General features: G+C 75.7%; 20 protein-coding genes. 10 read left to right on the top strand and 10 right to left on the bottom strand.

The features are described 5' to 3' along the window. Positions 1–149 precede the first annotated feature (149 nt). Positions 150–2741, top strand: a complete 2592-nt coding sequence (locus tag ACH4PY_RS04040) for an FtsX-like permease family protein (protein WP_398175610.1) — start codon at positions 150–152, stop codon at positions 2739–2741. A gap of 396 nt (positions 2742–3137) precedes the next feature. Continuing rightward, a complete protein-coding gene (locus ACH4PY_RS04035) occupies positions 3138–3689 on the top strand; it encodes an EF-hand domain-containing protein (RefSeq protein ID WP_398175608.1) in 552 nt (183 codons plus the stop codon). A 133-nt stretch (positions 3690–3822) separates the two neighbouring features. On the opposite strand, the gene ACH4PY_RS04030 is transcribed toward ACH4PY_RS04035, so the two are convergent. Further along, on the bottom strand, positions 3823–4308 hold the full coding sequence (locus ACH4PY_RS04030) for a carboxymuconolactone decarboxylase family protein (RefSeq protein WP_398175606.1): 486 nt from the start codon (positions 4306–4308) through the stop codon (positions 3823–3825). Between the two features lie 350 nt (positions 4309–4658). Between ACH4PY_RS04030 and ACH4PY_RS04025 the strand changes: the two genes are divergently transcribed. Beyond that, entirely contained in the window at positions 4659–5549 is an 891-nt protein-coding gene (locus ACH4PY_RS04025; RefSeq protein ID WP_398176080.1) for an RNA polymerase sigma-70 factor, read from the top strand. Positions 5550–5772: 223 nt separating this feature from the next. Here the strand turns inward: ACH4PY_RS04025 and ACH4PY_RS04020 are convergent, their stop codons facing one another. Continuing rightward, positions 5773–7596: an acyl-CoA dehydrogenase gene (locus ACH4PY_RS04020; protein ID WP_398175604.1), complete on the bottom strand. Its 1824-nt coding sequence runs from the start codon at positions 7594–7596 to the stop codon at positions 5773–5775. 228 nt (positions 7597–7824) lie between these two features. Further along, positions 7825–8349, bottom strand: coding sequence for a hypothetical protein (locus tag ACH4PY_RS04015; RefSeq protein ID WP_398175602.1), 525 nt, complete (start codon positions 8347–8349; stop codon positions 7825–7827). 273 nt (positions 8350–8622) lie between these two features. Here ACH4PY_RS04015 and ACH4PY_RS04010 point away from each other — a divergent pair, with 273 nt between their 5' ends. Continuing rightward, a complete protein-coding gene (locus ACH4PY_RS04010; RefSeq protein ID WP_398175600.1) occupies positions 8623–9684 on the top strand; it encodes an ATP-binding protein in 1062 nt (353 codons plus the stop codon). Between the two features lie 55 nt (positions 9685–9739). Next, on the top strand, positions 9740–11557 hold the full coding sequence (locus tag ACH4PY_RS04005) for a VWA-like domain-containing protein (RefSeq protein WP_398175598.1): 1818 nt from the start codon (positions 9740–9742) through the stop codon (positions 11555–11557). A 29-nt stretch (positions 11558–11586) separates the two neighbouring features. Here ACH4PY_RS04005 and ACH4PY_RS04000 read toward each other — a convergent pair whose 3' ends face one another. The 3 genes from ACH4PY_RS04000 to ACH4PY_RS03990 form a co-directional block, all read right to left on the bottom strand. Further along, a complete protein-coding gene (locus tag ACH4PY_RS04000; RefSeq protein WP_398176078.1) occupies positions 11587–12294 on the bottom strand; it encodes an HAD family hydrolase in 708 nt (235 codons plus the stop codon). A 50-nt stretch (positions 12295–12344) separates the two neighbouring features. Next, positions 12345–12854 carry a cupin domain-containing protein gene (locus ACH4PY_RS03995; RefSeq protein WP_398175596.1) on the bottom strand — a complete coding sequence of 170 codons (510 nt, stop codon included), beginning with the start codon at positions 12852–12854 and terminating at the stop codon, positions 12345–12347. A gap of 141 nt (positions 12855–12995) precedes the next feature. Then, positions 12996–13364 carry a DUF4267 domain-containing protein gene (locus ACH4PY_RS03990; protein ID WP_398175594.1) on the bottom strand — a complete coding sequence of 123 codons (369 nt, stop codon included), beginning with the start codon at positions 13362–13364 and terminating at the stop codon, positions 12996–12998. 87 nt (positions 13365–13451) lie between these two features. On the opposite strand from ACH4PY_RS03990, the gene ACH4PY_RS03985 reads away from it, so the two are divergent. Beyond that, complete coding sequence (locus tag ACH4PY_RS03985; RefSeq protein ID WP_398175592.1) at positions 13452–14084, top strand: TetR/AcrR family transcriptional regulator; 633 nt, start codon at positions 13452–13454, stop codon at positions 14082–14084. A gap of 48 nt (positions 14085–14132) precedes the next feature. On the opposite strand, the gene ACH4PY_RS03980 is transcribed toward ACH4PY_RS03985, so the two are convergent. After that, positions 14133–14720 (bottom strand): isochorismatase family protein, encoded by a 588-nt coding sequence (locus tag ACH4PY_RS03980; RefSeq protein WP_398175590.1) that lies wholly within the window; start codon positions 14718–14720, stop codon positions 14133–14135. A gap of 151 nt (positions 14721–14871) precedes the next feature. Between ACH4PY_RS03980 and ACH4PY_RS03975 the strand changes: the two genes are divergently transcribed. The 3 genes from ACH4PY_RS03975 to ACH4PY_RS03965 all read left to right on the top strand — a co-directional run bounded on the left by ACH4PY_RS03975 (position 14872) and on the right by ACH4PY_RS03965 (position 18122). After that, positions 14872–15315: a MarR family winged helix-turn-helix transcriptional regulator gene (locus ACH4PY_RS03975; RefSeq protein WP_398175588.1), complete on the top strand. Its 444-nt coding sequence runs from the start codon at positions 14872–14874 to the stop codon at positions 15313–15315. Positions 15316–15402: 87 nt separating this feature from the next. After that, entirely contained in the window at positions 15403–16188 is a 786-nt protein-coding gene (locus tag ACH4PY_RS03970) for a class I SAM-dependent methyltransferase (protein ID WP_398175586.1), read from the top strand. A gap of 92 nt (positions 16189–16280) precedes the next feature. Beyond that, positions 16281–18122, top strand: a complete 1842-nt coding sequence (locus ACH4PY_RS03965) for an ankyrin repeat domain-containing protein (protein WP_398175584.1) — start codon at positions 16281–16283, stop codon at positions 18120–18122. Between the two features lie 39 nt (positions 18123–18161). On the opposite strand, the gene ACH4PY_RS03960 is transcribed toward ACH4PY_RS03965, so the two are convergent. From ACH4PY_RS03960 to ACH4PY_RS03950, 3 genes are read right to left on the bottom strand one after another with little or no spacing between them, the layout of a single operon-like run. Further along, positions 18162–18587, bottom strand: coding sequence for a hypothetical protein (locus ACH4PY_RS03960; RefSeq protein ID WP_398175582.1), 426 nt, complete (start codon positions 18585–18587; stop codon positions 18162–18164). 46 nt (positions 18588–18633) lie between these two features. Beyond that, positions 18634–19497, bottom strand: coding sequence for a heavy metal-binding domain-containing protein (locus ACH4PY_RS03955; protein WP_398175580.1), 864 nt, complete (start codon positions 19495–19497; stop codon positions 18634–18636). Position 19498: 1 nt separating this feature from the next. Then, positions 19499–20329 carry a hypothetical protein gene (locus ACH4PY_RS03950; RefSeq protein ID WP_398175578.1) on the bottom strand — a complete coding sequence of 277 codons (831 nt, stop codon included), beginning with the start codon at positions 20327–20329 and terminating at the stop codon, positions 19499–19501. Between the two features lie 329 nt (positions 20330–20658). Here ACH4PY_RS03950 and ACH4PY_RS03945 point away from each other — a divergent pair, with 329 nt between their 5' ends. Beyond that, positions 20659–22113 carry an MFS transporter gene (locus ACH4PY_RS03945; RefSeq protein WP_398175576.1) on the top strand — a complete coding sequence of 485 codons (1455 nt, stop codon included), beginning with the start codon at positions 20659–20661 and terminating at the stop codon, positions 22111–22113. The last annotated feature ends 275 nt before the right edge of the window (positions 22114–22388 follow it).

Genomic DNA, 22388 nt, shown 5'->3' with positions numbered 1-22388 from the left:
GTTGGTGGGGCTGTCCCCACCACGAAGGTGCCGGGCGCCCGGAGTGTGCGGGGGCGGGCGTGACGGGATCGTTGAGGCAGGTCGGGGGACGCCGGCCGGCGGGCCCGGGGGACGGGTCCGGACGCCACTGCCACGAGGACCGGTCCACGATGCTGACGCGACTCGCGCTGAGAACCCTGAAGGCCCGCAGAAGCGGATTCCTGGGCGCCTTCCTCGCCCTCTTCTGCGCCGCGGCGCTCATCACCGCGTGCGGCGGCCTGCTGGAGACGGGGCTCGTCGGCGGCATCACCACCGAGCGGTACGGCGCGGCGCCGGTCGTGGTCACCGCCGACCAGGACGTGCACCAGACGACCGTCAAGCACAAGAAGGGCAAGACGAAGGTCAAGCACAAGGCCAAGCCGCTGGCCGAGCGCGTGTGGCTCCCCGCCGACCTCGCCCCCCGCATCGCCGCCGTCCCGGGCGTCCGCGCGGTCGTCCCCGAACTGACCTTCCCCGCCGAGGCCTTCGCGCCCGCCGGATCCGGTACGGGCCCCGGCGCGACCGGCTCGGGCGCCGCGTCGTACGGCCGGGCGAACGGGCACGCCTGGAGCTCCGCGGCGCTCACGCCCTTCGCGCTCGTCACCGGGCACGCACCCGCCGCCGCGGACGAGGTCGTCGTCGACCGCGACCTCGCCCGGCGGGCCCACCTGGCCCCCGGCGACCGGCTCACCGTCCAGTCGACAGCCGCCCCGCGCACGTACCGCGTCAGCGGGGTGGCCGCCCCCACCACGCCGGGCGGCGGCGCGCACGCCGACCTCGCCGAGCAGACCAGCCTCTTCTTCAGCCAGGCCGAGGCCGAACGGCTGGCCGCCCACCCGGGGCAGGTCGCCGCCTTCGGCGTGCTGCCGCGGGCCGGGGGCGGTCCCGACCCGGACGCCCTGCGGAAGGCATTCGACGGCACCAAGGCCCGCGTCCACACCGGCGACGGACGCGGCGCGGCCGAATTCCCCGACGCAGCCCGCGCCCGCGTCCAGCTGATCAGCATGGGCGGGGCCATCGGCGGCACCGCGCTGCTGGTCGCGATCCTCGTCGTCGTCGGCACCTTCGCACTGTCGCTGCGCCAGCGGCACCGCGAACTCGCCCTGCTGCGGGCCGTCGCCGCGACCTCCCGCCAGCTGCGGCAGCTCATCGGGCGCGAGGCGCTGGTCGTCGGCGCGACCGCCGGGGTGCTGGGCGCACTCGCCGGACTGCCCCTGGCCCACTGGCTGCTCGGCCGCTTCGTGTCCTTCGGCGCGATCCCGGACACCCTGCGGCCCTCGATCGGCTTCGCGCCGATGGCCGCGGGCGCCCTGGCCACCACGCTGGGCGCGTGGGCCGCCGCCCGGATCTCCGCGCGCCGCATCACCCGGCTGAGCCCCGCGCAGGCGCTCGCCGAATCGCTGCTGGAGCGCGGCGCGTCCGCCGGCCGCACCGTCGCGGGCCTGCTGCTGCTCGGCGGCGGCGCGGTGCTCGTCGCCGTCCTGCGCTCGCTGCACACCGAACCGGCCGCCACGCCGGTGACCTTCCTGACCGTGATCGTCCTCGCCATCGCCGTCTCCCTCCTCGGTCCGCTGCTGGTGCGCGGCGGTGCCGCGCTGCTGGCCGGACCGCTGCGCGCGGCCCACTTCCCCGGTGTCCTGGCCCGGCGCAACCTGCGCGGCAACGCCACCCGCAACGCCGCCGCCGTCACCCCGCTCGCCCTGCTCGTGGCCATGACCTCGACCGTCCTCTTCACCCAGACGACGCTTCAGCACGCCGCCCACGACCAGGCCGCGGCCGGCACCCGCGGTGCCTGGGCGCTGACCTCCGACGGCCTCGGTGTGCCGGGCGCGGCCGCCGACGCCGTACGCCGCGCCCCCGGCGTCACATCCGTCACCGAGGTCGTCCGCACCACCGTCCGCATCGGCCTGGACAAATTCCCCGCGCAGGGCGTCACCGCCGGATCGCTCGGCCGCGACCTGGACCCGGACGTCGTGGACGGTTCGCTCGCGGGCTTCGGCGACACGAGCGTCGCGGTGAGCGAGACCGCCGCCCGCACCCGGCACGTGCACCCCGGCAGCACGCTGCGGGTGACCCTCGGCGACGGCACACCCGTCACCCTGACCGTCGCCGCCGTCTACGCCCGCGGGCTCGGCTTCGGCGATCTCACCATGACCCACGCGCTGGTGGCCCGGCACGTGGACGACCCGCTCGCCGCGGCCGTCCTCGTCCGCACCACGCCGGGTACCGGCCGCGCGGCGCTCACCACCGCCGTCCGCGACTACCCCGGTATCCGCGTCCTGACCCCCGGACACGCCGCCGACGCACTGGCCCCGACCGCGCGGCGCGGCAACGCCGAGGCGCAGTTCCTCGCCATGGGCCTGGTCCTGGTCTTCACCGCCATCGCCGCCGTCAACACCCTCGCCATGTCGACCGCCGAGCGCGTCCGGGAATTCGCCCGGCTGCTGCTCGCGGGCGCCACCCGGCGGCAGGTGCTGCGCATGCTGGCCTGCGAGGCCGGCTCCGTCGTCGCCCTCGCGGCGCTGTTCGGCACCGCGATCTCCCTCGCCGTCCTCACCGCCTTCAGCACCGGCATGACCGGCACCTCCTCCCCGACCCTCGCGCTTCTCCCCTACCTGGCCGTCCTGGCACTCGCCGCCCTGCTCGCCCTCCCCGCGACCGCCCTCCCCGGCCGCTTCGCCCTCCGTCCCCGCCCCGTCGACGTGATGGCCGCCGCCGACTAGGGCCTTCCGCAGCCCTCCTCCCTCTCCAGCTGAACCGCGCTCCGGGAGCCGTCCCGTACGGCTCCCGGGGTTTCGCGCGCAATCGTCCTGTTCGCGGACTTCCCGCCGTTTGAAGAGAGTCTGCACCAAGGGTCTGACAACGCCCCGTCCCGGCGCCGACCGGCCACGATCCGGGAGCCGGGGGCCGAACGCCGGGTGTGCGCTTGGCCATTTACCCGATCCCGCCCGAACTCACACCGTAATGCCGGTATTTCCCCCTTTGCGGGTAACCGTGTGCGCTTGCGGTGTGCGAGTCCCGGGCGCCGGGCACCTCTTCCCACGAGCCGGACAGAAGGTCCGGCTGCGGGATCCCCATCCCCACCACGGCAGCATCACGGCAAGAGAGGCAACGGAGCCATGCGCACAGAGGCCACCCGGAGGGTCGCGCTCGTCTTTTCGCTGCTCGACGCGAACGGCAACGGGGTGCTGGAGGCCGACGACTTCTCACTCATGAGCGACCGCGTCGTCGCCGCGGCGCCCCGCGCGGGCACAGCGGCCCAGGAGCGGATGCACGCCGCCTTCGCGCGCTACTGGACGACGCTTCTGAAGGAGCTGGACACCGACCGGGACGGGCGGATCGACTTCGAGGAGTACCAGTCGTGCGTCCTGTCCCCGGCACGCTTCGCGCCGACCGTCGCCGAATTCGCCGAGGCGCTCGCCGAACTGGGCGACCCGGACGGCGACGGACTCGTCGAGAGGCCCGCGTTCATGGCGCTGATGCTGGCCATCGGCTTCCGCCGCGCCAACATCGACACGCTCTTCGACGCCTTCTCACCCACCCCCGACGACCGCATCGGGGTACGGACATGGACCGAGGGGATCAAGGACTTCTACGCACCCGACAAGGCCGGCATCCCCGGCGACCACCTGGTCGCCGAGGCCGCCGACACGGCCGACACCGCGGCCTGAACGGCATACCGGCTCCGCCGACCGGCCGGGCGGCCCTCCCCCTGGAGCCGCCCGGGTCGCCGGAGCCCCCGTCCCGGGTCCGTTCCGCCGCGGGCCCGTCCCGCCTTCGCGGCGCCCGGCAGGGTGCCCCCGCTCAGTCGAGCGCCGCGAAGGCCCCCGACCTGTAGGAGCCGCCCTGGTTCTGGACGATGACGCCCATCCTGTTCGCCGCGTTGATGAGCGAGACCAGGACGATCAGCGTGCCGGTCTGGTCCTCGTCGTAGTGCTCGCGCACCGCCGCCCACGTCGCGTCGGTGACGCCCGGCGCGCCGTCGGCGATCCGGGTGCCCTCCTCGGCGAAGGCCAGCGCGGCGCGTTCGGCCTCGGTGAAGACGCTGGTGTGCCGCCAGGTCGCGACGAGGCCGAGCCGCAGCGCGCTCTCCCCAGCGCCCGTGGCCTCCTTGATGTGCACGTCGGCGCAGTAGCCGCAGCCGTTGATCTGGCTCACGCGCAACTGCACCAGTTCCAGCAGCGCGCGCGGCAGCGTCGTCGACTCCAGGAGCGCCAGCGAGGTCGCGTAGAAGTGCTTGCCGACCTTCCCGGACGTCGGGGCGGCGAGCAGGTCGAAGCGGGGTGCCATGGGGTGTCCTCCCGTACGGTGGGCGCGCCGTCGCGGTGGTGCGCGGCGCGGATCGCCCACAGGACACCGGCCGTTCGCGCCCTGTGACGTCCCGGCCGCTGTGACGAGCGCCACGCTCCGCGCACGTCACAGCGCCGCCCCGGCCGGTGTCACGTGGGCGGCGCCGTCCGCGAACGGGCAGGCGGGGAAGGGCAGGAGCGGACATGAGCGAGCACACCACCGACGGCACGGAGGCGGCCGAAGCGGCGGCCGCCACCCCGGACGGCCCCGACCTCGGCCCCGGTCCCGATTACGGTTCCGGTTACGGTTACGGTTCCGGCCTCCGTTCCGGCGACCGGGAAGGGCGCGGGATGGACGCGGCGACCGAGGCCTTCGTCGCACACCGCAACCTGCTCTTCACCGTCGCCTACGAGCTGCTCGGCTCGGCCGCCGACGCCGAGGACGTCCTCCAGGAGACGTGGCTGCGCTGGATCGCCGTCGATCTCGCCGAGGTCCGCGAGCCGCGCGCCTACCTGGTGCGGGCCACCACCCGCCAGGCGCTCGTCCGGCTGCGCACGCTGAGCCGCCGCCGGGAGACCTACGTCGGCCCCTGGCTGCCCGAACCCCTGCTGACCACGCGGGACGTCGCCGAGGACGTCGAGCTGGCGGACAGCGTCTCGACGGCGATGCTGCTCGTGCTGGAGACGCTCACACCGACCGAACGAGCGGTCTTCGTGCTGCGCGAGGTCTTCGCCGTCGACTACGCCGAGATCGCCGCGGCCGTCGACAAGTCCCCGGCGGCGGTGCGGCAGATCGCGCACCGCGCCCGTACGCACGTCGCCGCCCGCCGCCCGCGAGCCGCGCGGGGCGCGGTGGCCGCCGCCGAGAGCCGCCGCGCGCTCGCCGCCTTCCGGCTGGCCGTGGAGACCGGCGACCTGCGCGAGCTGCTGGGCATGCTCGCGCCCGACGTCGTCCTCGTCGGCGACGGCGGCGGCGTGCGCACCGCGGCGACCGCCCCGGTCAGCGGCGCCGACGCGGTCGGCGCCACGCTGTCCGTGGGCCTGCCCGAGCTGGGCCGCCGGGCCACGCTGGAATGGCTCCAGGTCAACGGCTCCCCCGCACTGCTGGTCCGAATCGACGGCGAGGTCGACGACGTCGTGACCGTCCGCGTCGACGACGGCCTGATCAGCGCGCTCTACGTGGTGCGCAACCCGGAGAAACTCTCCCGCCTCACGCGCGAGACGCGAGTCACCCGTGCCTGACCGCAGCCGGCCCCGCGCCCACACGGCACTACGGCCGCTCCCGGCGGCACCCGCCCCCAGCGTCTCCCCGGCCGCTCCGCCCTGCGGCGGCTCCCGTTCCCGCCGCGCCCGGCAGCTCCGGGGCCCCGGCCGTCCCCGCTCGTACGCCGCGCCCGGCAGAACCCAGCGGCACCCGCCCCCAGCCACCCCGCCGATGCCCCGGCCGACCCCGGCCGTCCGCGTCCTACAGCGGCTCCCGGAGCAGGGGGAGTCGCTGCAAGTGCTCCTCCGGGACCTCGAACGCCGCCGTCAGCAGCGGCAGGTAGGGGGCGAGGCGGCCGGTCAGGTCGTCGCGGGCGCCGCTCCAGGCGCTGGCCTGGCGCGGGGTGAGGGCGCCGTCGGCGAGCAGCGGGCCGGTCGAGGCGCGCAGGTGGTCGAGCAGGAAGAGCGCGGCCAGCCCGTCCAGCAGCGCGGCCGCCCGCGGGTCGGCGCACCGCTCGCCCGCGGCGGCCAGCGCCTCGCCCGCGGCCCGTACCGCGTGCGCGCGCACCAGCTCGACCGCCGCACCCGAGGCGTGGTTCCAGCGCTCCAGCGGACTGCCCGCGGGGGCGTCCCGCATGCGCTCGCGGGCCCGCAGTTGCCAGTGGCGTTCGGCGGCTGCGGCGCGGCCCAGCAGGAAGCGGGGGTCGGTGAGCGACTCGGTGCCGGTCGGCGGGGGCGGGGCGGCCGGCAGCGACTGCCCGAAGACCATCTCGCTGCCCGCCTTGCACCACACCGGCAAGTTGTCGCCCTCGGCGGTGACGGCCCCCTCGGCGTTGGCGTAGTAGTCGGTCAGCGCGTTCGCCGGGAAGAGTCCGCGGGCGCCGACGCGCTCGCGGCATTCGGCGATGACGTCCCGGGCCTGCCAGGTGATCCAGCCCTTGGCGATGCCCACCAGCCGCTCGGCCGCGGCGCGTTCGTGCGGGGAGTGGCCGATCCAGCGGCGTACGACCCGGCGGTGCCACAGCGTCATGGCGTACGCGGTGGCGGTGGCGCGCAGCAGCGGGGCGGCGTGGCTTCGCAGCGCGTTGACCGGGACGCGGCTGCCGGGGACGGCACCGGACACCACGCGCAGCTCGCCGTACCGCACGGCGACCGCCAGCGCGGCGCGCGCCCCGCCCGCGGTGGCGGCGCTCATGCACAGCTTGCCGACGGTGACCCGGCGGATCGCGTGCAGCACCCGGCGCCGGACGCTGCCGACCTCGGCGTCGAGCGTGCCGTCGGGCCGCAGTCTGCCGTGCCGGCCCTGGAGCAGCGCGCCGGGCGGCAGCCGGACGTGCTCGAAGGCGGTGGCGCAGTGGTCGACGGGGTCGCCGGCCCGGCGCGGCAGTTCCTCGATCCGCACGCCGGGCAGCGGGGCGCCGTCCTCGCCGGTGAGGGGGGCGAGGAGCAGGAAGACCCCGTGGTCCGTGCCGCGGGCGAGCAGGCGCGCCGCGACGACGGCGGTCTTGGGACCGCCCGCGGGCCCGGTGTTGGGCATGAACTTGGCCGCGCCCGGGTGCGGGGTGTGCAGGACGAAGCCGCCGTCGGCCGGATCCCACGTCGCGGTGGTCTCCAGCGCCCCGACGTCGTTGCCGTGCGCGCGCTCGGTGCACAGGAACACGCCCGTGCGTCGCAGTGACGTGAACTCGCGAACGTCGTGAGCCGGTTCCGTGGCGGTGTCGTCGAGGACGCTGCCGAGGAAGAGGTTGAAGTGGATGCCCGCCACCGTCGCCGTGGCGCCGTCCACCTGGCCCGTCCACTCGTGCAGTGCCGCGAGCCCGCGCACGTCGCAGGCGAGGGCCGCCGGGTCGGGCACCTCGTCGTGCAGCGCGCGCAGCCGCCCGTACGCCTGCGCCCACCGCTCCCGGTCGGGCAGGTGCGGTGTGTGGCGGAAGACGTCCGTGGACACGGCCTTGCGCCACAGGCCGTGCCATTCCCCCGGGCCGTCCTCGTACAGCACGGCCGCGAGCGCCGCCGGCCGCGTACCGGACTCCTGGGCGGGGATCCGGGCCGATGCGGAGGTCGGCGGCGGGTTCTCGATCATCATGCCCTGGCAACGACGCCGCCAACCTGCGGCTACGCCACGAGCCGTTACGCGGAGGTGCGCGGCCCGCGCAGGCGTACGCGGGGCGCACTCGACCGATCGCGCCCCCGCCGGAGCGCACGGGGCCGGACCCGTCCGCGTGCACCGCCGCTCGCGCCCGCCCGCGCCCCGTCACCGCCCGCGCCCCGTCACCGCCCGTCACCGCCCGCGCCCGCCCGCGGCCCCCCGCCGTCAGTCCTCGTACGCCGGGAAGTCGGCGGGGTCGGGACGGCGGGCGTCGTCGAAGCCGTCGGCGAGCAGTTCGGCGGAGGTGACGACGGTGTCCGCGCGGTCGCCCAGGACGTGCCCGGCCAGCGTGTCGAGCATCTCCCGGTGGGCCGCGCGGGAGACCTGCGCGGCCTCCTCGATCCGGTCGCTCGCCGCGCGGACGCGCGCGCCCGCCGGGCCCGCCTCGTCCAGCTTCTTCACGAGCAGACCCGCCTCCTGGTAGCCCGACCAGGGCGTCCGGATCGCGAGGTACGAGCGCGCGGTGCTGCCGAAGAGCATCAGCAGGACCCGCGCGTCGAAGTCCGTCGCGCGGCTGCCCACGAGCGTCGCGCCGAAGCGCCGTTCCAGGGCCGCTTCCAGCTCCGCGCAGTAGGCGGCCAGCGCCTCGTTGTAGGCCTCGCCTCCGCGGTAGTAGTCGCCGAAGCCGCTGCCGGGGCCCGCCAGGACGTGCAGCCGGCAGTCGACGAGGGCGGATCGGTCGTAGTGCACAGGGGTCTCCCGGGCGGGCTCGGCGGACGGAGTTCGGCGCACAGGCCGGGCCCCGCGCGTCAGGCCCCGCGCACGCGGTCCGCATCGTAGGCAGCCGCCGCGCCCGCCGTCGCCCGGTTAATCCGGATGCGCTCGCAGCGCCGCGCGGTGGACGATGAGGTGCGGTCCGCCCGGGACATCCGGGACGTCCAGGACGTCCGGGAAGTCCAGGACATCCGGGACGTCCGGGACGTCCGACCGCCCATCACACCCTTTCCCCGGAGGAGTTGTCGCGTGCAGTCCGCCGTCGCCGTGAGTCCGGCGCAGGTGCCCGAGCTGCTGCTCGGGCTCGCGACCGTGCGGCCCGTGTTCCTGTGGGGGGCGCCCGGTATCGGGAAGTCCTCCCTGGTGCGGGAGTTCGCGGAGTCGCTGGGCCTGGAGTGCGTGAGCCTGCTCGGGACGCAGCTCGCGCCCGAGGACCTCATCGGCGTGCCGCAGATCCGCGACGGGCGTTCCGTCTTCTGCCCGCCCGAGATGATCGCGCGCGACGAGCCGTACTGCCTCTTCCTGGACGAGCTGAACGCGGCCACGCCCGATGTGCAGAAGGCCTTCTACTCGCTGATCCTCGACCGCCGCATCGGCGGCTACGAGCTGCCCGCGGGGAGCATCGTCATCGGCGCGGGCAACCGGACGTCCGACAACGCGCTGGCGCGTCCGCTGGCGTCCGCGCTGGTCAACCGGCTCGCGCACGTCCATCTGGAGGCGTCGGCGACGGACTGGCTGCGCTGGGCGGCGGGCGCCGGGATCCACCCGTGGGTCACGGACTACCTCACCGACCGGCCGCACCACCTGTGGTCCAAGGCGCCGAAGACCGAGGAGCCGTTCTCCACCCCGCGGTCGTGGCACATGCTCTCCGACGCGCTGCACTCCTTCGGTCCGACCCTGGACGAGGCGACCCTCACGGTGCTCGCCCACGGCATGCTCACGCCCGCGCACGCGGCCGCCTTCCGCGGCTACGTCAAGATCGTGCGCAGCGAGTTCGGGATCGAGGCCATCGTCAAGGGCCAGGCCCGCTGGCCGGGCCGGCTCCAGGACCGGGATCTGCTGTACTACCTCGCCGAGTCCTTCCGCGGCCGCCTGGTCAAGGAGCTGCCCGCGAGCAAGGAGCAGGCCTCGCCGTCGGTGCGGCAGAACGCGTACCGCGCGCAGGCGCTGCTGGTGCAGCTCGCCGAGATCTCCGTCGAGGTCGCCCAGACGGTGATCGCCGACGACGAGGACGGCAACCCGGTGCTGCCCGGCTGGTTCCTGGTGGAGGCGGCCCGGGACATGCCCCGGCTGGTCGAGGCCCGCCGATGAGCGCGGCGACGCGCCTGCGCGTACGGGAACTGGAGCGCGAGCGGGGGGACGGTACGTGAGCCGGGGGCGGCGGCGCGGGGCGCGCAGTACGCAGGGCGAGTCGCTCGTACCCGACCCGCGGGCCGAACTCGCCTACCGCCAGGGCCGCTCGCTCGTCGGTGAGGACCCGGCGCTCGGCTCGCTCGACGTCCGGTTCTGCCGCACCGGGTGCCGCGTCGTGCCCGAGGACGGCTGGGCGGTGGCCGATTCGGACGGCTGCGTGCACGTCCACCCGCGGCGGCTCGCCGAGCCGCGCGAATGGGCCTGGGCGCTGGCGCACTGCCTGCTGCACCTCGGCTTCGGCCACGTGCCCGCCGCGCGCGGCCCCCGCACACAGCCGGACGCGTACGAACTGGCGGCGCGCTGCCTGGTGGTGAGCCGCTTCCAGCACACCCTCCCGGTCGGCGTCCCGCCCGCCGAACTGGACCTCCCCGAGTCCTTCCCGGACGGCGACGAGGAGCAGCTCGCCGAGCGCTTCCGCCGCGACGGCATCCCGGAGCGGTTCGCGCACTGCGGCGTCGGCGGTTCCGGCGCCGACCAGCGGCTCGACCCGTGGCCGTACGGGCGCGACCCGCGCGACTGGCGCACGGACTTCGCGCGCGCCCTGACCCGTACCGTCTCCGACGCGATGCGCGAGGCGGGCGGCAACGCGCCCGACGGGAGCCGCAAGGGGCCGTGGACGGCGGCGCTCGACTGGTTCGTGGCCTCCTACCCGCTGCTCGGCGGCATCGCCGCGGGCATGACCGTCGTCGCGGACGCGGAGCTGGCACGCGCCCACCACATCGCGATCGCCGCGGTGAACGCCGCCGCCGGGGAGATCTACGTCAACCCGCTGCGCGCCTACACGGAGGAGGAGTGGCGCTTCGTCCTGGCCCACGAGATGCTGCACGCCGCGCTGCGGCACGGCGACCGCTGCGGCGCGCGCGACCCGTACCTCTTCAACGTCGCCTGCGACTACGTCATCAACGCGTGGCTGCTGGAGATGGGCGTCGGCGCGATGCCGTCCGGGCTGCTGTACGACCCGGTGCTCGCGGGCCTGTCCGCGGAGGAGGTCTACGACCGCGTCACCACCGAGGCCCGGCGCAGGCGCCGCCTGGCGACGCTGCGCGGCAAGGGGCTCGGTGACGTCCTCGGCGAGCCGCTGCCGCGCACCGGGGCGCCCGCCGACCATGTCGACCTCGACGCCTTCTACCGGCGCGGCCTGCTCCAGGGCTTCGACCTGCACGACCGCACCCGCGGCACGCTCCCGGCCGGTCTCGTCGAGGAGATCCGCGCGCTGGCCCACCCGCCGCTGCCGTGGGACGTGCGGCTGGCCCGCTGGTTCGACGAGTACGTGCCGCGGCCCGAACCGCTGCGCAGCTTCGCCCGTCCGGCGCGGCGCCAGGCCTCGACCCCCGACATCCCCCGCGCGGGCCGCGCTTACCCGCCCGAGGAACTGGAGCGCTGCACCTTCGGTGTGGTGCTCGACACCTCGGGCTCGATGAGCCCGCGGCTGCTCGGCAAGGCGCTGGGCGCCATCGCCTCCTACGCCGCCGCGCGCGACGTGCCCGCCGCCCGCGTGGTCTTCTGCGACGCGGCCCCCTACGACGCGGGCTACCTCCCGCCCGCCGACATCGCCGGGCGCGTCCGGGTCCGGGGCCGCGGCGGCACCGTGCTCCAGCCGGGCGTCGAACTCCTGCTCAGAGCTGACGACTTCCCGCCGACCGCGCCCGTCCTCGTCATCACCGACGGCGCGTGCGACCCGCTGCGCATCCCGCGCCCGCACGCCTTCCTCGTCCCGCGCGGCGCGCGCCTGCCCTTCGCCCCGCGCGGCCCGGTCTTCCCCATGCACTGACCGCGTCGCCCGGCCCGGTGGTCGGGCGGTCAGCCGGTCGCGGACTCCGGGTCCAGGAGGGCGAGCAGCGGGGTCAGGCCGGACGGGCGGCGGTCGGCCGGGAGGTGGTCGACGAAGTGCACGGGGCAGCCCAGCCGCGCCGCCCCGCCGTCCGCCTCGCGGCTGTCGCCGACCATCAGCACCTCGGCGGGCGGCAGTCCGAGCCGGGCGCAGGCGGCGGTGAAGATCTCCGGATCGGGCTTCTGGACGCCGAGTTCGTACGACAGCACATAGGTGTCGACCAGCTCGTCGAGCCCGTGCGCGCGGAAGACGGGCCGCAGGTCCCAGCCGATGTTGCTCACGACGGCCACCGGGATCCCGCGCCGCCGCAGTTCGCGCAGGGTCGGGGCGGTGTCGGGGTAGGGGCGCCAGGCGGCGGGGCTCATATGCCGCTCGTACAGGGCCTGTTCGACGCCGGGGACGGGGATCTCGGCGGCGCGGGCGAGCGCGGTGTACGCGGCGCGGTGCTGCTCGGCGCTGAGGTCACGCTCGTCCCAGAGCTTCGCGGCCTCCTCCGGCATGCGCTGCGGCGGTGTCCCGCCGGGCACGGCCCCGTACACGTCGAGCCGCGCGGCCCACCGCGCGAACTCGTCCTCCGCCGGGTGCATATCGCTCTCCGCCAGGACGGCGGCGAGCCACTCCTCGGCGGATTCGATCCGCAGCAGCGTGCCGGAGAAGTCGAACATCACACCGTTGATCACATGCCGATCGTACGGTGCCGCGCCCTCCGGCCGTCCGCCGTGCGTCCTCAACGCCGCTCCCCCGCACGGCGGGTGTCCTCCCACGCCGCGCTCTGCAGGAAGTAGGTGTCGTAGATCTCCTGGACCTCCAGCAGGCTCTCCGGGGTGGCCTGGCCGAGCGCGATGCGCTGCAGGTGGCGGAAGTACTCGAAGCGTTCGACGCCGGGCGTGATGACGATGAGCAGGTCGGCGTCGCTGCCGGGCGCGGCGGCGAAGGCGTGCGGGCGGCCGGGCGGGACGACGACGAGGTCGCCGGTCTCCGCCGTCACCGCCTCGTCCCCGGACAGGAACTGCGCGGCGCCGTCCAGGACGTAGAACATCTCGGCGGAGCGGTCGTGCCGGTGCGGCCGCGCGCCGTCTGCGCCGTCGAGGAGCGTCACGCGCTGCGTGGACAGCGCGCCACCGGTCGCGCTGCTGTCGGCGAGCAGCCGCACGGTGGTGGGCGCCCGGCCGACCACCTCGGCGTCGGTGGAGCGGACGATCACGGACTCGTCGAAGGCGGGCACGATCAGCGACATGGCGAACTCCTGAGTGGGGTGGGGTGGGTGGGGCTGTCGGGGTGCGGAGGCGCGGGGCTGCCGGGCGGTGTCCCGTAGGGACGGACGTGGCGCGGGCCCGGAGGGTTGATCTTCGGGAGCGTACGGGCGCGGCCGCCGCCCTCACACGGCGAAGAGCAGCGCGGCGCTCGCGAGGACGACGACGGCGGTCGCGCAGTGGATCCCGAAGGCGGCGGCCTTCGTCCCGCCGTTGCGCAGCACTATGAGCGTGTCGCCGAGCGGCACGAGCGCGACCGTCAGCATGAACCACGCCTCGGCGTGCGCCCCGGCGAAAACCAGCAGCGCCAGGCCCATGACGCCGGACACCGCGTCGCGCAGCCCCTTGACCGTCAGGTAGGCCGCGCCGCCCGCGGGCTGGGCGGGAACGCCGTAGTCGGCGGCGGCGGGGAACGGCTGGAAGAGGAAGCGGACCCCGATGAAGAGCACGAGGACGTCGAGGACGGCGGCGAGGGTGTACGCGGTGGCGGTCATGCCGGGACTCCTTGCTAGCAGCGCTAGGGACAAGAGCGAAGCTAACATAGCGCCAGCACAATTGCTAGCGGTGCTAGAATCGAGGTCATGAGCATCCAGACGCGCCGGGAGCGCGAACGAGCCGACCGCGAGCGGCTGATCGTCACGACCGCGCGCGAACTCGCGGAGGCGGAGGGCTGGGACGCCGTCACCACCCGGCGGCTGGCCGCCGAGATCGAGTACAGCCAGCCCGTCCTCTACAGCCACTTCAAGGGCAAGGGCGCGATCATGGCCGCCGTCGCCGAACAGGGCTTCGCCGAACTGGCCGCCACCCTGCGCGCGGCCCGCACCGCCCCGGGGACGGCGGACTCCCCCACGGGCTCCCCCGCAGGAGCCTCCGCGGACTCCCCCGCAGGAGCCGGCGCCCTCGCCGCCGTGGCCTCGGCCTACACCGACTTCGCGCAACAGCGGCCCGCCCTCTACGACGCGATGTTCACCCACGCCGTGGACCTGCCTTTCGCCACCCCGGAGGCCCCCGCGCCCCTGCGGGACGCCTTCGGCGAGCTGGTCCGGGCCGTCGCCCCCGTCACCGGCGGCGACGACCCCGTGGTGCTCACGGAGACCTTCTGGGCCGCCCTGCACGGCCTGGTCACCCTCACCCGCAGCGGCCGCCTCCCCACGGCGGCGCACGCCGAACGGCTGTCGCTGCTGATCGCCCGCTTCGCGGCCTCGCCGGGCTGAGCGGACGCGCCGGACGCGACGGACCCGCCGGACGTGCCGAACGCGCCGTCAGGCGGCCGATTCGGCAGGCCCGGCGGACGTCGCGGGCCCGAGCAACCCGTGCAGCGCGGTGATGACCTCGCGGCCGACCGGCGTGGTGAAGTCCCGGACGAGGTCCGCGGCGAAACCGGCGACCGACATGACGCGCCCGCCCGCCGCCTCGACCTGCCGGAAGGCGGCCTGCTCGGTGCGGTCGGACAGCCCGCCGCACGCGTCGAGCAGGACCGTGACCTCGTACCCCGCGCCCAGCGCGTCCAGCGCGGTGTGCAGGACGACCATCTCGCTGGTCACGCCGCACAGCGCGAGGTGCGGGCGGCGGTGGGCGGCGACGGCCCGCCGGGTCGGCCCGTCGTCCCAGGCGCAGGGCCCGGAGCGGACGAAGACCGGCGCCCCTGCGACGGCGGCCTCCGCGACGACCGCGGGCCCGCCGGGACGCGGCGCCGCCGACACCGTGACGGGGATGTCCAGCAGCCGCGCGAGGTCGGCCAGGAAGCCCACGGAACGCCTGATCACGGCGGGCGCGGTGGTCGCGCTGAGGTCGACGATGCCGTCCTGGAGGTCGGCGATGTGTACCTGGACGGTGGTGGATTCGAGCATGGCGAGCCCCTTTCGGCCGCGGAACGGCCCCCGGCGGACAAAGTGGTGCGGACGGCGCCGCCCGCACGGACGGCATGGGAAGAAGCCAGCACGTGAATCACGCTCAGAATCATTCACGAACTGAATCATTCACCACTGTAGCCTAGCCACCATGAGCACTGACAAGGTGAACTCCAGCGTCGTCTTCCGCCTCGGCGTGCTCGGCTCGATCGCGGCCGACCTCTTCGCGGCGCGCGTGGCGGAGCACGGCCTCAAGCCCAAGCACGTGGGGCTGATGGTGCTGCTCGACAGCGGCAGGGCGTCGTCCCAGCTGGAGGTCGCCGGCGTGATGGGCGTCGCCCCGAGCCTGGTGGTGGCGCTCGCCGACCGCCTCCAGGAGCTGGGGGCGGTCGAGCGCGTACGGGACCCCGCCGACCGCCGCCGCCAGATCCTCGGCCTCACCCCGCAGGGCCGCGAACTCCTCGCCCTCTGCGGCGAACTGGCGCACGCGGCCGACGCGGAGTTCGCGGCCGCCCTCACCCCGGCCGAACGCGCCCGGCTGGGCGATCTGCTGGACCCGATCGCCGCCGAACACGGCCTGCCCGCGCCTCAGTAGGGGGCTCCGCCACCGGGCGCGGGACGGCGGTCCCGCCTCGTACAGACTGGGCGGGCACGCGGGACCGGCAGCACAGGGGGAGGGGACATGTCCGCGGAGGACGAGGTCATGGGCGGGGTCACGGACGAGGTCGCGGCGGACGCGCGGGAGGCGGCCGCCGCGTACCGGGCCGCCCGGGAGGTGCCGCGGGAGGGGCTCGGCGCGTGGCGGGAGGCGCTCGCCGCGGAGGCGGGGCTGCGGCCCGGCATGACGGTGCTCGACGTCGGGGCAGGGACCGGGGGCTTCGCGGCCGCCTTCCGGGAGTGGTTCGGGGTGGACGTCCTGGCGGTGGAGCCGGACGCGGCCATGCGCGCGCTGATCCCGGCGGGCGACGGCGTCACCGCGCTGGCGGGCCGGGCGGAGGCCCTGCCGGTGGGCGACGGGTGCGCGGACGCGGCCTGGTTCGGCTCCGTCGTCCACCACATCGGCGACCTCGCGGCCGCCGCCCGCGAGGCCCGCCGTGTGCTGCGGCCCGGTGCTCCGGTGCTCGTCCGCAACGTCTTCCCCGGCCGCGGCGCGCGCGATCTGCGCCTGCGCTTCTTCCCCGAGACCGCCGACGCCATCGCCGGATACCCGACCGTCGAGGACGTCACCGCCGCCTTCGCCACCGCCGGTTTCCGCCGCACCGCCCTGCACGCGCTCCCGCAGGAGTCCGCGCCCACGCTCGCCGCCTACGCCGACGGCCTGCGCCGCGGCACCGACAGCAAGCTCCGCTCCCTCAGCGACGCCGCCTACGCCCGCGGACTCGCCCGGCTGCGCGCCGCTGCCGCCGCCGACCCGGGGGAGAGGGCCGTCAGCTGGCTGGATCTGCTGGTGCTGCGGGCCGACGGCTGACCGCCGGGCCGGCGGGCGCCGCCGGAAGCGAGGGTGACGCTGCCTCAGGGCCGCGACCCGGCGTTGTCAGAGGCTCGTGCGAAGGTGGCCGCGTGGGATTCTTCGACGATCTGGTCATGGACGACGCACCGGTCACCGAGCCGGAGGGCGGGCCCTGGAACGGACCCGGGAACGGGTCCGGGGGCGGGCCCGGCGACGGTGGCCGGCCGGTGCGGGCCGCGCTGCGCCCGGCGGGGGCCGCCGCCGGTGAGTACGCGCCGCCCGCCGACCACTTCGCACCCGCCGTGCTGCCCGGTGCCGGGGTGGTCGGTGCGGGGGCGGAGGTCCGGATCGTGTCCGTGGGGTGGTCGGTGTGGCCGCGGGCGGTCACCGCGAAGCTGACCGTCTTCCGTACCGTCCTCCGGCAGGAGCCGACGGGCCTCGGGCGGGGGCGCGGGAAGAGGCAGTCGGGGCTGCGCGTGGGCCTGCTGCTCGCGGACGGCCGCCGGGTCACCTCGCTGGACGGGACGGTGACGCGCCGGGTGACGTTCACCGACGCGCAGGGGGCGACCCGTACGGCGGCCTCGTCGCAGGCCGTCGGGCTGATCCCGCTCGACCCGGGTATCGGCCCCTCCCACCGCTCCCCCTTCCGCACGGACGTCGATCTCTACCTGCCCGAACTGCCCCCGCCGGGCGCCACGGAACTGGTCGTCGAATGGCCGGACGAGGGCATACCCGAGACCCGGACACCGCTGGACACGGCGGCGATACGGGCGGCCGCCGAGAGGGCGGTGGAGGTCTGGCCGGGGCTGCCGGAACCGCCGGACGACCCCGCCCGCCCGCGCACGCTCGCCCACATGGAGCTCAGCGGGCCGCCCGCGTTCCTCGCGCCGCCGCTCACCACCGAGCAGCGCGCCGAGCTGCGCCGCGCGCAGGAGGCCCGGCAGCGCTACGTGCCGCGTGCCGACTGGCAGGGCATGGGCTACCGGGACTGGGGCGACGCCGCCCTGGTCCGGGCCCGGCTGGCGGGCGGCGCGCCCGCCGACCGCGTCGCCGACGGCCGCACCGCCACCACGCCGCTGCACCTGGCGGCCGAGCGCGGTTCGGCGGAGGCGGTCGCCGCGCTCCTCGCGCACGGCGCCCCGGCCGACGCGCGCGACGACGCGGGGCACACCGCGCTGTGGGCGGCCGTCTGCGCCCTGGACGAGGAGGGCGTCCGCGCGCTGCTCGACGCGGGCGCCGACGCGTGGACCCCGCAGGAGGGGCCCTGGTCGCCGGGCCGCCTGCTGCTGACCACGCCGCTCGCGCCGCTGGCCGCCGCCCTGCCCGGGGCCGTACGGCTGCTGGCCGCCGAGGCCGCGGCCTTCGCGGAGGCGGACGCGCTGACCGCCGCCTTCGACACGCAGGGGCTGTGGACGGAGGGCCTCGGCGTCGCATTCGTCCGCGGCCTGACCGAGGACGAGCTGATCCGCAGGCTCGGCGCGGACCCGGACCGGTGCCCGCCCGTGCCCATCGAGGACGCGCCCTTCGACGAGGAGGACTACGAGGAGTCCCTGCGCCACGTCGGCGTCACGGCCCTCCCCGGCGAACCGGGCGGCTGCGCCGTCACCCAGGTGGGCTACCTCCCGAACGACGGATCCGTGCTGCGCGCCCTGTCGGCCGGTACGGACGCGTGCGGGCTGTACTTCAATCCCAGGGGCGGCACGTTCTTCACGCTGGCCCGGGACGGCGAGGTCCTGGTCTCCGACGAGCTGGGCCGCACCGGCCTCCGGGAGGACCAGGACGCGTACTGGCGGTTCCGTTTCTGGCAGAACCGGCCCCGCTTCCCGTACGGCGCCAACGCCCTGGCCTACGTGTGCGCCGCGGCCGGCCTGCGGGTGACGGCCGCGCGCACGGCGCTCGACCACCGGGCCGAGCGCCGCTGGGTGCCGCTGCCGCCGCACCTGCGGGACTGAGACGGGCACCCGGCCCGTCCCACCCCACGTCGGTTCAGGTCACGTCAGGAAGCGTTCGAGCGCCTCGCGGGCGCGGGCACTGGAGGCGGCGGCATCGGCCAGGGCGCGGGCGAGGGCGTCGACCCACTCGTCCAGGCCCACCTCCCGGCGGGAGAGGACGACACCGCGCACTTCCTTGCGGATCTCGGCGACCATCCGCTCCCGCTCCCTGCGCAGCGCCAGCCGCTGCTCCCCGAGCGAGACGTCCAGCGCGGTGACCGTGCCCTCCCGGCCGGCCATCCGGTCGGCGACCGAGCGCTTACGGGCGACCTGGAGCGCGCCGGGCGGCAGCGACTCCATCAGGTTGACCGACAGCACCCGGGCGTAGAGGTCCAGGTCGGCGCTGTCCCGCCGCAGTGCCGCGGCGAGCAGTTCGACCTCCCCGTCACCGCCGGGCGCGTCCCGTCCGGTTTCCTTCTCGGACATGGCGTCCCCTCTTCTCCGCTCTGCTCTTCTCCGCGCTGCGCCGCGGTCAGTTGTCGAGGCCCAGCACCATCGTCGGCCGGTCGATGACATGGTCGTCGCGCAGCGGCCGCACCGCCGTGCCGATCGCGAAGAACTCCGTGGTGTGCGCGCCCCAGGTGTGCGAGTGCTGCCGCAGCTGCACGGCCACGATCCCCTCGGCCCCGAGTTCCTCCGCCTCGGCCTGCATCCGGCCCATCGCCAGCTCGCGCGCGTCGTACAGCGCCTGCGTGAACTGCTCGATCTCGACGTTGCGGCCCGCGTTGCCGATGACCTGGCCGAGCTTCTGGTGCGCCACGTGGTAGACGCACGAGCCCATGACCATGTCCAGGGGCGCGTACCCGGCGCGGATGAGGGTCCAGAAGTCCTGGCCGGACAGGTCGGACGTGAAGGGCTTGCCCTTGTTGTTGCGCCAGGTCCCGGTGTGCCCCGGGTCCGCGCCGTCCGCCTTGACGGCGGTGCCGACGGCGATGAACTCTGCGATGTCGGCGCCGAACTCCTTGATCTCGATGTCCAGCCGGACGCCCACGATGCCGTCCGCGCCCAGCTCGCTCGCCTCCGCCTCCATGCGGCTCATCGCCAGCTCCCGGGCGTGGTACATCGCCTGGGAGAGCGTCGTGAGCTCCTGGTTCTTCGACCAGCGGCCCATCTGGATGCCGACGTGGTAGATCGACGAGCCCAGCACCAGGCCCAGCGGCCGGAACCCGGCCTCCCGCACGAGCAGGAACTCGTTGACCGAGAGGTCGGACGTGAAGAGCGACCCGGCCTGCCCCGGGCGCAGCTGCGACAGCCGCCGCATCGCGTCCTCGGGCACCCCCGCGGCCGTCAACTGGGCCTCGTGCCCGACCGGCTCCCCGCCTGTCTGCTTCGCCATGTCAGTTCTCCCGCTCGAGTCTCATGATGGTCAGGGGCCGTACCGGCCCGGTGTGCCGTGCGGTGCGGCTGAAGCGGGCGACGCAGGTGCCGGCGAGCACGGCCTCCGCGACGTGGTCGGTGTCGCCGTTGCCGCACGGGCGCTCGTGCACCCGCAGGTCCGCCGCGTCCAGCACGAGCCCGTCGCCGCCGGTCGACGCGGCGTCGGCGGCGAGCTGCGTGCGCGCGCGCCGCCGCGCGTACGTGACCAGGTCGGTGAAGCCGCGGACCTCCCGGCTCCCGGCGAAGCGGCCGGACTGCACGCGCGACTCGTAGTCGTCGTGCCTGCTCGTGACGCTGATCCCGAAGGCCAGCCCGGTGGGCACCCAGCCGTTGCAGACGAGCTTGGCGAACTCCTGGCCGTCCAGATGCGCCGTGAAGGGCCGCGCCGGCCGGAAGCGCGAACGGGCCCGCAGCGCGGTGCCCAGGAAGGTGAACTCCGTACCGCCCGCCGGGAAGCCGCGCACGCGCAGCCGCAGGCCCACGGCTCCGTCCCCGCCCAGCGCGAGGCACGCATTCACCGCCCGCCCGAGGGCCTGTCTGCGCGCCGCGTACATCGTCCGCACCAGGTCCGAGAAGGGCGCCCGCGCGACGGACGACACGGTCGTCGCGCTCCGGCCGGCCGACCACGCGGACGAGCACAAGTTGCCGGTGTAGCCGATGTGCACGACCGCCGTCCCCAGGACCTGCCCGACCGGGTCGAACCCGGCGCCCGTGACCGCCGCGAACTCCTGCGCCGACAGGGCCGATCCCCACGCCCCGGCGCCCGCCCCGTTCACCGCGTCCGCTGTCATGGCCTCACGTCCCCCCCGCCCCCGCGGAACCGCCTCCCGCGCAGCGTAGGGCATCCCCCTGTGGGTGTCCCCGGCCGGTTCCGGGTGACCGCGCGTCACCTGGTGCGGACCCCGGGCCCGCTGGGACCGGTGGCCCGGCGGGGCCCGGGGGAGCGTTCGGCCGGACCGAACGCTGCGTGCGGCTGCGCCGGTGGAGGGGGTACGGGGGCGGGCCGCATGCTGGCGGGCGTTTCCCGCGGGGATATGTGCCGACCGATGCTCGGCGGCACCTCTGCGGGCACTTCCCCGTAAACCCGCCATCCGGGTGAATCCGGACGACCGGAGAGCCGATGCCAGCCCAGCCCCCTGCCCGACCCGCCACCCAGCCCGTCCCCCAGTCGCCCCAGCCGCCCCCGACGTCCGCCTCGCCCGCCTCGCCCGCCTCGCCCGCGAAGGGCGCCACCCGCTCCCCGTACGCGCTGCTCGGCATCGCGCTCGGCTACTTCATGGTGCTGCTCGACATGACCGTGCTGTCGGTCGCGGAACCCGACCTCGCACACGACTTCGGCGGCTCGGTCGCCGGACTCCAATGGGCGGTCACCGGCTACACCGTGGCCTTCGGCGCACTGCTGCTGTCCGCCGGAGCCGCCTCCGACCGCTTCGGAGCGCACCGGCTCTTCCGCGGCGGCGTCGCCGTCTTCGGCGCCGCCTCACTGCTGTGCGCCGCCGCGCCGACCCTGTGGGTACTGGTCGTCCTGCGGGCGGTGCTCGGGGCCGCCGCGGCGGCCTGCGTGCCCAGCTCGATGGCACTGATCACCGCCCTCTACCCGGAACCCGCCCGGCGGGCCCGCGCCGTCGCGGTATGGGCCGCGGTCAGCGGCGCCGCGCTGGCCGCCGGACCGATCGCCGGCGGACTCCTCGTCGGCCTCGCGGGCTGGCGCGCGGTCTTCCTCGTCAACGCGCCGATCGCGGCACTCACCCTCGTCCTGGTGCGCGGCGCCGCACTCCGCTGCCGCGCGGACACCTCCCGCCGCATCGACCGTACGGGCCAGGTGCTGGCGTGCGCCGCGCTCGCCCTGGGCACGGACGCGGTGATCGCCGGCGGCGGCCGGCACGGGGCGCACGCCGCGGCGTCCCTCGTCGCGGCCGCGACCACGGCGTGGCTCTTCGCGCGACGCGAGCGCGCCAGCCGCGCCCCCGTCCTGGCCCGCGCGGTGCTGCGGGCCCCCGGCATGGCCGCGATGCTGCTCGCCGGCGCGGCCGTCGGCTTCACCCTCACGGGCGTGCTCTTCGTCCTGCCGCTGCTGTTCCAGCAACGGCTCGGCTACAGCGCGGTCGGCACGGGCCTGGCCTTCCTGCCGATGACGCTGCCCACCGCCTTCAACCCCCTGCTCACCGGCCGCGTCGTGGCCCGCACCGGGCCCCGCGCGCCCGTCCTCGCCGGGCTCTGCCTGCTGGCCGCGGGCGCCGGCGTCATGAGCGGCGCGGTCTGGACGGGCGCGCCCTACGTGCTGCTCGCCGCGGGGCTCGCGGCGACGGGCTTCGGCGTCTCCCTCGCGCTGCCCGCCCTCACCACGGCGGTCATCACCCTCGCGCCGCCCGGCACCGCGGGCGCGGCGGGCGGCCTCTTCAACGCGGTGCGCCAGTTCGGCGCGACGTTGGGGGTGGGGGTGCTTGGTGCGTTCGCGACGGTGGCGCCGCGGGTTTCCGGCTCCCACTCCGATCGCCGCGTCGCCGCGGCGCTTCTCGTGGCAGCACTAATCCCCGCCCTCGCAGCAACCCTGCGCCGCAGGCCCTCCCCCTGACCCCGCCCCCGGCGCGGGGCGCGCGTGCCGCGCGGGGCCCTCGTTTTCCGGGGCGCACGCCGCGCTGGGCCCTCGTTTTTCGGGGTGCGCGTACGGCGCGGGACACCCGTTTTCGGGGCGCGCGTGCCGCGCCGGGTGCCCGTTTTCGGAGCGCGCGTGCCGCGCGGTGGACCCGTTTTTTAGGGCTGCGCGTGCCGCGCCGGGGCCCTCGTTTTCCGTAGCGCGTGCCGCGCTGGGCCCTCGTTTTTCGGGGTGCGCGTACGGCGCGGGGGACC

Source organism: Streptomyces sp. NPDC021224, from assembly GCF_044332905.1.
GTDB lineage: Bacteria > Actinomycetota > Actinomycetes > Streptomycetales > Streptomycetaceae > Actinacidiphila.
The sequence above is the reverse complement of the archived record's forward strand: the minus strand, read 5'-3'. Positions and strand labels throughout refer to the sequence as shown.